Here is a 13,077-nt window from a genome sequence, read left to right on the forward strand (position 1 = left end):
ATTCGCATATTTATGCGGTTTGTTCCTCGGGATGCTTTCGAAATTGAAGCTCATACAGCTCTGCATAATGACCGCCCTCGGCAAGGAGCTGATCATGGGTACCCTGCTCTTTCAGTTCGCCATCGGCAAGGACGCAGATCATATCAGCCCGTTCAATGGTAGACAATCGATGGGCAATAACTAATGTCGTACGATCCTTCATCAACTCATTTAAGCCCTGCTGGACTTCATATTCCGATTCTGCATCTAAAGCCGAGGTCGCTTCATCCAATAGCAAAATTGGTGCATTTTTGAGCAAAGCACGGGCAATTGCGATCCGCTGTCTTTGACCGCCGGACAAATTGGCTCCGCGTTCACCGACAATCGTGTCGTACCCCTCTGGCAGTTCGGCTATGAAGCCGCTGGCATAGGCTGTTTTGGCTGCAGCCTCTACTTCCTCATCCGTAGCAACCGGTGAGCCAAAGCGGATATTATCCGCTACTGTACCGTGGAACAGCGTAGCCTCCTGTGGTACATAGGCCATCAAATCCCTGACCTCATCCAACGGAAACTCTTCTGCCAAGCGACCACGAACCCGCAGCACACCTTCGTCCGGTGGGTAAAATCCCAGCAACAGCTTCATGACTGTGCTTTTGCCACCACCACTCGGGCCGACAAGCGCGGTTACCTGCCCTTCCGGCACGACCAAGTTTAACCTTTGCAGCGTTGGATGGTCAGGCTGATAGCCAAATGTGATGTCGTGCAGCTCCAGCGCAGCCGGAGTCTGTTCAATGGCGTGGTCTGAATGCAAAGTCTCAACATCGCCATAGAATTCCCCAGATTCACGGACTGATAAAGCTGCCGTCTCGGGATCGATAAGCCTAGTCAGCGGTCCCTTCTTTTTAGCCGCGGGGAACTGCTCCTCTTCCTTCGACTCATCCAGAATTTCGCGAATACGCGCCAAGCCTGCCAAGGAGTTTTGTAACAGTGTTACAGCCGCCCCTAGCTCCAAAAACACCGTTGAAATACCAGTTTGCAGCTGCACAATCTGTCCCAATACTCCCAGTTCCATTTGCTTCTGCGATACCAGAATCAATCCGGCGACAAGCACACCGCCCAGCGTGATGAACTCTATGACAAAATTGCACATATCCTGCAAGCCCATATGCCGTCCCTGCCGAATGCTGATGCGGTTTATGTCCTCGCTTGCATCGTTACAAAGTCCACCTACCTTTGTCCTCAACCCAAACAACTTCACCGTCTGCAAACCTGAAAGCAAATCACTCAATCGTTCCGTGAACCTGCTCATCCGTCCCTGTAACTCTTCACTCGTCTTTCGCATTTTCTTCGCGAAATGAGCATTTATCCAGGCTGAAGCCAGCCCAAGTAAAACCGCCATAATCCCAAATCGCCAATCCAGAACCATCAAAATGACCAACGAGCCCAAGAAAAGCGAAATTTCTAGTATAATCGAGCGGATATGAACGGTGTAAGCCTGCTCCAGCGCCTGTACATCGTTCGTCATACGGGATACAAGATCACCCGAATGGTGTTTTTCGGCTTTTTCGTACGATAGCTTGACAATGTGGCCAAATAGTTTCATTCGTACATCGGCAATCGCCAGCTTTACACACCGTTTATACATATAGCTGCACAGGGGGGAAATAAGACTTAATGCCAAAAATGTACCACTGACCAAATAGACCGCTCGGTATAGCTCCTGTACATCGCCATTAACCGCGAAATTCAGCAAATAATGCACCACGAAAGAAAGTAAAATCGTGATGCTGGCATTGGTCAGACTATTGCCAACCAGCCCGGTAAAATACCATTTTCGGTGCGGCTTCATCAGGGACGTCAACTGCTTAAATTCATAAAACCCCTGCTTGAAGGTCACGACGCTCACTCCTTTCCTCAGGCAACGAATTACCGTTTTCCGCCGTATGCTGTTCTTCTTCAAAATTTTTCAAATACAGCTTTCGGTACACACCATCACGACCTAGTAATTCCTCATGAGAACCCGATTCCACAATGCTCCCCTGATCGAGTACAATAATACGGTTCGCCTGACGTACGGTTGACAGTCGATGAGCAATGACCAGTACCGTCCGGTTTTGCATTACCGCATTCATCGTATTCTGCACCTGAGCCTCCGACTGACTATCGAGTGCTGAAGTCGGCTCGTCCAATAGAAGCAGCGGAGCATTTTTCAGTAATGCTCTTGCTATAGAAATACGCTGTTTTTGACCGCCAGACAATCCGCCTCCCCGCTCGCTCAACAGGGTTTCATAGCCCTCGGGAAGTTGAACAATAAAATCATGCGCATGTGCCGCTTTCGCCGCCTCGACAATTTCTTCCCGAGTCGCCTCCAGACGTCCATATCCGATATTTTCTGCAATAGTGGCCGGAAAAAGCGACGACTCCTGAGATACCATCGAAATATGACTGCGCAGGCTTGTTAAATTCCAATCTGTCAAACTCTTTCCAAATAGTTGAATGGTTCCGGCATGCTCTCCAGGTTCATTAAATCCGCAAAGTAGCTTGAAAATCGTGCTTTTACCGCCACCGCTGGCACCGACAATCGCCACCATATCCCCTTGCCCTGCCTGGAAGCTGATATCCTTCAGCACTGTGTTCCCTTCATCGTAGCCAAAGGTCAAATGCTCAAAGCTGACTACAGCAACACCATCAACGTCATCATCGCTTTCTGCTCTGCCTTCACTCATTCGGTTGGCTTCCCCATCTGCATCGTCTTCCAAATGAGGCGCCCTATTCTCTCGCCTCTGATCTACCAAGATCATTTCGCCGTCCTGACGTTCATTCTGCCAATCCAGCACCTCAAATAAATGCTTTGCGGCTCCGCCCGCTTCCTTCATTTGCGAAATGATTGTCGGCAGCATGGCAATCGGCTGCAATATGAACGAAATCAGGTATAAAAAAAGTACAATGCCTCCAGCATTCAGCTCTCCTTGTTGTATCAGGTATCCTCCGTATACAATGACCAAAATAATCGGTGTTGCCAGCATCATCACACCTACCGGAGTAATGGCCGCATAGCGCTTTTCTAGCCTTAAGCCTCGCTTAACGACCTCCTCCATAATCGCCATATACTTCTTCAACAGCACAGCTTGCATATTGAATGCCTTGACGATAGGAATTCCTCCGATTGCATCTTGCCCCACAGCGTTCAAATGAGCAATTTTCTCCTGAAGATCCGCGGAATATTTTTCAATCGGCTTACTCATTAGTGATGTTATGATCATTCCTATTGGCATGAGCGCAAGACTTGCTAATATCAGTTTCCAGCTTGTCAGTAAAAGCAATATGAGTGATGCCGTAAACACAAGCGGTAAATAAAACAGATTGGAAAACTGCTGGATAAAAAAGTTCTGTAATACTGCCGTATTATTGGTTAGACGGGATACCAAATCTCCGGTAAATTTCCTTTCCACGCTGGAAACCGGTAAATCGCAAAACTTATGTACGAGATCGCCTCTCAAGTCGCGCAGAGCACTAACACTAAATCGCGCTGAAGCGTACCTCATCACAAACTTACAGGGCATTCCAATTAGCGTCATACCAACAACCAGATAGATCATGTTCTGGGTAGAGGAGAATGTCCCCTGTGCCATTTGCTCAATGGCCTTACCCAAAATAATGTCAATAGCTGCCAAACACAAGGAGGCGATCACCGTTATGAAAACCCATAGATTATACGGCCTTACATAACGTGCGAGTCTCCGAAAAGCAGAATTTGATCGAAACAAGGGCATCCCTCTTTTCGCTGCCTACACTTTTCAGTGCGAACTTTTTATATTGGCTGTGGACGTCGTTGAGATAAACTCTGGGTTTGGATGCATAAGTATCCGTACAGAATAAAATGCGATTTTGAACTATGCTGGAATTTGCATCTTGGTTGTGGTTTGGTTGTCGATTGTTGCTGAGATGGTAATAACGAAGTGTATCGTGATGTGTGGGACATTCAACTCTGTCTGAATCGTGGTTGTAGGGTGCTTGTGTTGCAAGCTGTATGAGCTGCCGCCGCGTGGGCCATCGGCGAGGATGCGGAAAGAATGTTCTCGACTGCGCTCATAACCTCTTGTTCTTGTTCATGGATGAAAAAGTGATTACCTTCAAACATCCGAACATCCATAGGTGATGTCGTATGCTGTTGCCAGGCATGGAGTGAATCTGTGCTAACCTCAAAATCCTTCATTCCGCCTAAAACGGTCATCGGACATACCAGTGGATTTCCCGGCTGATAAACATAAGTTTCACATACCTTAAAATCTGCACGCAGACGAGGCATAATAATTTGCATCAATTCTGCATTTTGCAGCACCGCTTCAGGTGTTCCCTGCATTAAACGAAGCTCTTCGGTGAAAGAATCGTCTGCTAAATCATGGAGTCGTTTTTTGGAGTATGGAAGATGTGGTGCGGATTTACCAGATATGATGATGTGCACAGGTAGCTTTCCAGTTTTGCTGTACAATTGCCGTGCTGTTTCAAATGCAATCAGTGCCCCCATACTGTGCCCAAAAAAAGCGAACGGCTTATGCATGTATGGAGCCATTGCGGGAACCAACGATTGAACGATGTCTTGAAGAGTATCCATTGGAGCTTCTGTTGAACGGCTTTCACGTCCTGGAAGTTGTATAGGCAACACGGTAATGTCAGGTGCAAACCTAGACTTCCAAGAGTTAAATATGTAAGCACCACCACCGGCGTAGGGGAAGCAAAATAGTTGGAGCTTCGCAGTCGGTTGGACCTCGGTTTTCGCAAACCAAGATTGTGATCGAGTCGTCATATGAATTCCTCCATCCTCTATGCAGTTCATAATTTTACAGTAAATCCTTATATCTCTTTTTTTCTTCCAACACTTTCTAACTGTTTTTAAATATACAAACTTTAAAACCGCTTGGCATGGGACAAAAGGGCTAAATTGATAGAGCTCATAAAAATAAAACAAAATCCATATTCTGTTATTTGTTTCCAAACTTCAAAAGCAACAATTTCACTTTTTGTATTAGTTATCTGTCAATTATGATCTGTTAATTTAGTTTAAAACGAATTTTTAGGTTTTCACGAATGTTGTAAAACTAGACTCATTATGATTTACATTGAAGCTCCAACCCCTTATCCTACAACAATTTTATCTTTACATGCCATTAACATAAATGTAACAAATTCAACCTGATATCATCCGACAAATTCCGCCTTTTTCCGCAGCTCTCTTTAATTCCCTAAATAATGGATCGAATTTGTATCAAGCTCACATAAGCCAAAATTAATAATTCTTTAATTTTGTAATAAATTTTGTTATTTCATAGTCCTAAAGGACCATGTTTTACATATTTTTTTCTGACTCTTCGTCTAAAAAAATCAGTTCGGATTGAGTTTTTCTCTTCCAAAGCTATGAATTTTCTTTTCAAACTCTACTAGAAACGTTTCTATCTCGCTTCAAAAGTGCCTGTTCTCTAGAAATTTATAGCCTTACTTTTAATCTTTGACCCCCCAAAAAACAGTAACGGCAAGCAGCAAGTCTCCCTGTTGTTGGAGACTTGCTGCTTTATAAATTCATTATGTTTGACTTCACTATCGGTCGATATGCGGAGTGTTGTAAGCTTTATTGTAGTTATGTTCCAATCTTATTATTTTAGTGGAATGGAGTATAGGTATGGGTTTCTTGTATATTTTCCAAAACGCAAAAGCCTTATGGTATACAAAAAGAGCACAGCCCGTTAAGGCTGTGCTCTTTTATCGTGCTTGGCAACGTCCTACTCTCCCAGGACCCTGCGGTCCAAGTACCATCGGCGCTGGAGGGCTTAACGGTCGTGTTCGGGATGGGTACGTGTGGAACCCCTCCGCTATCGCCACCAAACATGAATTTGCTGTGCAAATTCTACCGTACGGTTATTCGGTTCATCACTCATCGTGTGAATGAATAGCCATGCGCTTGTCGTATGTCACTTGTACATACCTTCAAGGTTACACCCTGAAAACTGGATCCGAAACTCATTGCGTTTTATTCTTAGGATAAGCCCTCGACCGATTAGTATTGGTCAGCTTCATGCATTACTGCACTTCCACCCCCAACCTATCTACCTCGTCGTCTTCAAGGGGTCTTACATACTGGGAAATCTCATCTTGAGGGGGGCTTCACGCTTAGATGCTTTCAGCGCTTATCCCTTCCGTACATAGCTACCCAGCGGTGCTCCTGGCGGAACAACTGGTACACCAGCGGTACGTCCATCCCGGTCCTCTCGTACTAAGGACAGCTCCTCTCAAATTTCCTACGCCCACGACAGATAGGGACCGAACTGTCTCACGACGTTCTGAACCCAGCTCGCGTACCGCTTTAATGGGCGAACAGCCCAACCCTTGGGACCTACTTCAGCCCCAGGATGCGATGAGCCGACATCGAGGTGCCAAACCTCCCCGTCGATGTGGACTCTTGGGGGAGATAAGCCTGTTATCCCCAGGGTAGCTTTTATCCGTTGAGCGATGGCCCTTCCATGCGGTACCACCGGATCACTAAGCCCGACTTTCGTCCCTGCTCGACTTGTAGGTCTCGCAGTCAAGCTCCCTTCTGCCTTTGCACTCTTCGAATGATTTCCAACCATTCTGAGGGAACCTTGGGGCGCCTCCGTTACTCTTTAGGAGGCGACCGCCCCAGTCAAACTGCCCACCTGACACTGTCCTCGCACCGGATTACGGTACCAAGTTAGAACCTAGATACGATCAGGGTGGTATCCCAAGGATGCCTCCTCTCAAGCTGGCGCTCAAGATTCAACGGCTCCCACCTATCCTGTACAGATCGTACCCAAATTCAATATCAAGCTGCAGTAAAGCTCCATGGGGTCTTTCCGTCTTGTCGCGGGTAACCTGCATCTTCACAGGTATTAAAATTTCACCGGATCTCTCGTTGAGACAGCGCCCAAGTCGTTACGCCATTCGTGCGGGTCAGAATTTACCTGACAAGGAATTTCGCTACCTTAGGACCGTTATAGTTACGGCCGCCGTTTACTGGGGCTTCGGTTCATAGCTTCGCCCGAAGGGCTTACCACTCCCCTTAACCTTCCAGCACCGGGCAGGCGTCAGCCCGTATACTTCGCCTTGCGGCTTCGCACAGACCTGTGTTTTTGCTAAACAGTCGCTTGGGCCTTTTCACTGCGGCCCCCTCGGGCTATTCACCCTACCGAGGCACCCCTTCTCCCGAAGTTACGGGGTCATTTTGCCGAGTTCCTTAACGAGAGTTCTTCCGCGCGCCTTAGAATTCTCTTCTCGCCTACCTGTGTCGGTTTGCGGTACGGGCACCTTCTCCTGGCTAGAGGCTTTTCTTGGCAGTCTGAGATCATGACCTTCGCTACTACAATTTTCGCTCCCCATCACAGCCCAGCCTTACGATGTGCGGATTTGCCTACACACCAGCCTCACTGCTTAGACGGACATCCATCAGTCCGCGTCACTACCCTACTGCGTCACCCCATCGCTCATAACGGATTACGGTGGTACAGGAATTTCGACCTGTTGTCCTTCGACTACGCCTATCGGCCTCGCCTTAGGTCCCGACTTACCCTGAGCGGACGAACCTTCCTCAGGAACCCTTAGGCTTTCGGCGGATCTGATTCTCACAGATCTTTTCGTTACTCATACCGGCATTCTCACTTGAATGCAGTCCAGCGCTCCTTACGGTACACCTTCAACCCGCATTCAACGCTCCCCTACCCCTGATGCAAGCATCAAGCCATAGCTTCGGTGGTGTGTTTAGCCCCGTTACATTTTCGGCGCAGAGTCACTCGACCAGTGAGCTATTACGCACTCTTTCAATGGTGGCTGCTTCTAAGCCAACATCCTGGTTGTCTGTGCAACTCCACATCCTTTCCCACTTAACACACACTTGGGGACCTTAGCTGATGGTCTGGGCTGTTTCCCTTTCGACAATGGATCTTAGCACTCACTGTCTGACTCCCGGAACTAAATCTATGGCATTCGGAGTTTGACTGAGCTTGGTAACCCTTGCGGGCCCCGCACCCAATCAGTGCTCTACCTCCACGATTCTTTTTTCCGAGGCTAGCCCTAAAGCTATTTCGGGGAGAACCAGCTATCTCCGGGTTCGATTGGAATTTCTCCGCTACCCCCACCTCATCCCCGCATTTTTCAACATGCGTGGGTTCGGGCCTCCAGTGCGTGTTACCGCACCTTCACCCTGGACAGGGGTAGATCACCCGGTTTCGGGTCTACGTCCACGTACTCAAGTCGCCCTATTCAGACTCGCTTTCGCTGCGGCTTCAGCTCTTCACCTTAACCTTGCACGGGAACGTAACTCGCCGGTTCATTCTACAAAAGGCACGCCATCACCCATAGATCGGGCTCTGACTTCTTGTAAGCACACGGTTTCAGGATCTATTTCACTCCCCTTCCGGGGTGCTTTTCACCTTTCCCTCACGGTACTGCTTCACTATCGGTCGCCAGGGAGTATTTAGCCTTGGCAGATGGTCCTGCCGGATTCATACGGGGTTTCACGTGCCCCGCACTACTCGGGATCCGTCTCGGAGAGAACAAGTTTTGAACTACAGGGCTTTTACCATCTCTGGCGGGCCTTTCCAGACCTCTTCATCTAACCGGTTCCTTTGTAACTCCATGTGAGACGTCCCACAACCCCAAGGAGCAAGCTCCTTGGTTTGGGCTAATCCGCGTTCGCTCGCCGCTACTGACGGAATCACTATTGTTTTCTCTTCCTCAGGGTACTTAGATGTTTCAGTTCCCCTGGTCTGCCTCTACTCTGCCTATGTATTCAGCAGAAAGTGACTGTCGATGAAGACAGCCGGGTTTCCCCATTCGGACATCCCCGGATCAAAGCTTGCTTACAGCTCCCCGAGGCCTTATCGTTGTTCGCCACGTCCTTCGTCGGCTCCTGGCGCCTAGGCATCCTCCGTGTGCTCTTTGTAGCTTAACCTAGTATTTACATCGTAAATACGATTTGCTTTGAATTTCGGTTCAACACTTACGTGTGAATGAAATTCAAGGCAGCTACCTTTATTTCACTTGTTTACACAAGATCAGCTTAAAGGAATATTCTAAAACGCAATTTCGTTTCGGTATCCAGTTTTCAAGGTGCAATATTCTCTCCGGCTTTAACCCCGGAAAAACATCATATCAAATTCCTCAATACTTGAATACAAGTATATTTTGGAAATCCTAAGTGAGAGTTTGAGCTCTCAAAACTGAGCAACGAGTGAGTAAGTTAAGGATATTCATTTCATTCACACGAACGTGATGAACCGAATTGAATATCCGGTCGCAGGTACATGTACCTGCTTATTTGAATGTTTCCGTTGCAGGAAACGATTCTCCATAGAAAGGAGGTGATCCAGCCGCACCTTCCGATACGGCTACCTTGTTACGACTTCACCCCAATCATCTACCCCACCTTCGGCGGCTGGCTCCCTTGCGGGTTACCCCACCGACTTCGGGTGTTGTAAACTCTCGTGGTGTGACGGGCGGTGTGTACAAGACCCGGGAACGTATTCACCGCGGCATGCTGATCCGCGATTACTAGCAATTCCGACTTCATGTAGGCGAGTTGCAGCCTACAATCCGAACTGAGACCGGCTTTTCTAGGATTGGCTCCACCTCGCGATTTCGCTTCCCGTTGTACCGGCCATTGTAGTACGTGTGTAGCCCAGGTCATAAGGGGCATGATGATTTGACGTCATCCCCACCTTCCTCCGGTTTGTCACCGGCAGTCTGCTTAGAGTGCCCAGCTTGACCTGCTGGCAACTAAGCATAAGGGTTGCGCTCGTTGCGGGACTTAACCCAACATCTCACGACACGAGCTGACGACAACCATGCACCACCTGTCTCCTCTGTCCCGAAGGAAAGGTCTATCTCTAGACCGGTCAGAGGGATGTCAAGACCTGGTAAGGTTCTTCGCGTTGCTTCGAATTAAACCACATACTCCACTGCTTGTGCGGGTCCCCGTCAATTCCTTTGAGTTTCAGTCTTGCGACCGTACTCCCCAGGCGGAATGCTTAATGTGTTAACTTCGGCACCAAGGGTATCGAAACCCCTAACACCTAGCATTCATCGTTTACGGCGTGGACTACCAGGGTATCTAATCCTGTTTGCTCCCCACGCTTTCGCGCCTCAGCGTCAGTTACAGCCCAGAGAGTCGCCTTCGCCACTGGTGTTCCTCCACATATCTACGCATTTCACCGCTACACGTGGAATTCCACTCTCCTCTTCTGCACTCAAGCTCCCCAGTTTCCAGTGCGACCCGAAGTTGAGCCTCGGGATTAAACACCAGACTTAAAGAGCCGCCTGCGCGCGCTTTACGCCCAATAATTCCGGACAACGCTTGCCCCCTACGTATTACCGCGGCTGCTGGCACGTAGTTAGCCGGGGCTTTCTTCTCAGGTACCGTCACTCTTGTAGCAGTTACTCTACAAGACGTTCTTCCCTGGCAACAGAGCTTTACGATCCGAAAACCTTCATCACTCACGCGGCGTTGCTCCGTCAGGCTTTCGCCCATTGCGGAAGATTCCCTACTGCTGCCTCCCGTAGGAGTCTGGGCCGTGTCTCAGTCCCAGTGTGGCCGATCACCCTCTCAGGTCGGCTACGCATCGTCGCCTTGGTAGGCCTTTACCCCACCAACTAGCTAATGCGCCGCAGGCCCATCCACAAGTAACAGATTGCTCCGTCTTTCCTCCTTCTCCCATGCAGGAAAAGGATGTATCGGGTATTAGCTACCGTTTCCGGTAGTTATCCCTGTCTTGTGGGCAGGTTGCCTACGTGTTACTCACCCGTCCGCCGCTAGGTTAATTAGAAGCAAGCTTCTAATTAACCCCGCTCGACTTGCATGTATTAGGCACGCCGCCAGCGTTCGTCCTGAGCCAGGATCAAACTCTCCATTAAAGACCAACCGAAGTTGGTTTATAGAAAGAGCGAAAAGCTCATTTTGAAACTGACGAGATAAAAATATCTCTTGTTCGCTTCCATTTCATACAGCCTGACGGCATGTACCAAAATTTCAGCGTTGGATTTTGTAAACAAAATCCGTACTCACTCGTTGTTCAGTTTTCAAAGATCAAATTTTCATGCGGCTTTTTGAGCCAGAACAATAATATAACATTTTCATCTAATTTAATCAACCTGTAAATAATTCCAGGTGAGTTATCCAAACCTTATTAATTAACAATCACTTTCGGGCTGGAATAATAATATATCAATTTAAACCGATCAAGTCTACCTGTAAAAATTCCCAGCTTGTTCGAACTTATTAAAAATCTTTGATCTCGTTCTATCGGCTGGACTAGTAATCTAACATGTATACCAAATTAAATCAACTTGGAATTAATTCCTTTTGATAGACAACTATAGATAATACATCAAAGTGATTCATACTCCCATGGGTGGAAATATTACTTAAATCTGTTTTATTCTAATTTTACATAAGGATTGGCTTTGTCAATTAGTTCTTGGCTGATTTCGAAGGTTGATCCTTCTTGTATTTCATTTGATGTTGATGCTAGTAATACTATTTATATTCTTTTTGGATGTATTTTTCTCAGAAGAAGTTGATAATTATGAAGAAATTTATTATGAATTTAATCCTTACATTTTTCACTGGCCTCTTCGCTATTTATTTACTTACTCGAAAGGTAGAAATAAATAGTTTAAGAGTTTGCTTTATAAGCACAGGAGTAGTAGCACTAGGTTATCTGACTGTGTGTTTAATAAAAAAAGTACGTAAATGAAAACCACATTTCTATACGGACGCGTATTCCATGGAATTGATAACTTCATCTGTTCCATGAAAGTTAGATTGACCCCGTAATATGAAAAAAACAGCGGTATCCTTGGATGAATCCTAGATACCGCTGTTTTTTTTGAACTATGTTCCTTGTTTGTTAAACGATAAACTTAATCTCCGCATTGTGTTTACAGCATACGAAACTTCTGCTTTGAATTCACCTCTGGACGATGCAAGGTGAAGAAGAACCTTTCGCTACTGTGGGAACAGATTTAGGAAGCCATGACTTCAATGTTCAAGAGGATGCCGCTACCGCAAGCGTACCGGAAGAATCTGCTGTATGATGAATACTCCGCACGAAGCGAATCGTTTTTGTTTCTGAGTGCATTACAACTGAATGAGTTTCCGCCCTGTGACCGGGAAGAGAACGAACCCCCTGCAACCACTCTCCAGGTGTCACACCTGTAGCCACAAACATCACGCCTTGGCGTCCGACCATATCATCCATGGAAAGCAACGCACCGGGATCAGTAATGCCCATACGCTTGCAACGCTCAATCTCTTCTTCACCATGAGGCAGCAGGCGACCCTGGATTTCTCCGCCCATGCATTTCAGCGCTGCAGCGGCCAATACACCCTCAGGAGCGCCACCAGAACCGATATGCAAATCTACACCGCTATCCAGGCATGTTTCAATCGCGCCCATCACATCCCCATGGCCAAGCAGTTTGATTCGAACGCCGCTTTCCCGCAGAAGCTTGATGATCCCGGCGTGCCGTGTACGATCAAGAATGGACACAGTAAGATCAGACAAGGATTTACCGAGTACTCGTGCAGCTTTTGACAATGTAGTTGGAATTGGGTCCTCAAGTGACAGCTTTCCAGCCAATGCCGGGCCAACGGCCATTTTTTGCATGTACATATCCGGAGCGTGGAGTAGACTACCACGAGGTGCAGCAGCAACGACCGACAGAGCGTTATTCAAACCATTTGCTACCGTTTCGGTTCCCTCTAGTGGATCGACAGCGATATCCATAGCCGGTCCTCTGCGATTGCCTACTCTTTCCCCGATATACAGCATGGGAGCCTCATCCATTTCGCCTTCGCCAATGACGACCGTGCCGTCCATGGATACCGCATTAAAATGAGTGCGGATGGCTACCGTAGCCGCCTCGTCTGCGCTATTCTTATCTCCACGCCCTGTCCATTGTGCTGATTGCAGTGCCGCTGCCTCTGTTACCCGAACGAATTCCAATGCCATTTGACTCTCCATACCTATCCCTCCACCTCTCCTAAAAATTAATTGTTACCCTTAAGCAAATGAATTATTTAGGGCAGCTTTG

At 47.5% G+C, this 13,077-nt stretch carries 4 protein-coding genes and 3 rRNA genes; all 7 read right to left on the reverse strand.

The window, feature by feature from the left end:
• Nucleotides 1-10 precede the first annotated feature (10 nt).
• Nucleotides 11-1,876 (reverse strand): ABC transporter ATP-binding protein, encoded by a 1,866-nt coding sequence (locus ACQW03_RS00010; RefSeq protein ID WP_441947705.1) that lies wholly within the window; start codon nucleotides 1,874-1,876, stop codon nucleotides 11-13.
• On the reverse strand, nucleotides 1,851-3,746 hold the full coding sequence (locus tag ACQW03_RS00015) for an ABC transporter ATP-binding protein (protein ID WP_220031288.1): 1,896 nt from the start codon (nucleotides 3,744-3,746) through the stop codon (nucleotides 1,851-1,853). Before ACQW03_RS00015 ends, ACQW03_RS00010 begins: the two co-directional genes overlap by 26 nt.
• 215 nt (nucleotides 3,747-3,961) lie before the next feature.
• Complete coding sequence (locus tag ACQW03_RS00020) at nucleotides 3,962-4,786, reverse strand: thioesterase II family protein (RefSeq protein WP_441947708.1); 825 nt, start codon at nucleotides 4,784-4,786, stop codon at nucleotides 3,962-3,964.
• Nucleotides 4,787-5,743: 957 nt separating this feature from the next.
• A 5S ribosomal RNA gene (gene rrf / locus ACQW03_RS00025) occupies nucleotides 5,744-5,860 on the reverse strand.
• Between the two features lie 151 nt (nucleotides 5,861-6,011).
• A 23S ribosomal RNA gene (locus ACQW03_RS00030) occupies nucleotides 6,012-8,938 on the reverse strand.
• Nucleotides 8,939-9,340: 402 nt separating this feature from the next.
• Nucleotides 9,341-10,896, reverse strand: a 16S ribosomal RNA gene (locus ACQW03_RS00035).
• The 16S, 23S and 5S rRNA genes sit together here, the layout of an rRNA operon.
• Before the next feature lie 1,133 nt (nucleotides 10,897-12,029).
• Nucleotides 12,030-13,007, reverse strand: a complete 978-nt coding sequence (gene glpX, locus ACQW03_RS00040) for a class II fructose-bisphosphatase (RefSeq protein ID WP_220031287.1) — start codon at nucleotides 13,005-13,007, stop codon at nucleotides 12,030-12,032.
• Nucleotides 13,008-13,077: the final 70 nt, after the last annotated feature.

It is taken from the genome of Paenibacillus sp. DRB1-1 (assembly GCF_052119485.1).
Lineage (GTDB): Bacteria > Bacillota > Bacilli > Paenibacillales > Paenibacillaceae > Paenibacillus > Paenibacillus polymyxa_B.

What these genes read in the sequence shown, in the direction of transcription:
- ACQW03_RS00020 (WP_441947708.1), bottom strand. Translation starts at nt 4,786, where the DNA reads ATGACGACTCGATCACAATCTTGGTTTGCGAAAACCGAGGTCCAACCG.
- glpX (WP_220031287.1), bottom strand. Translation starts at nt 13,007, where the DNA reads ATGGAGAGTCAAATGGCATTGGAATTCGTTCGGGTAACAGAGGCAGCG.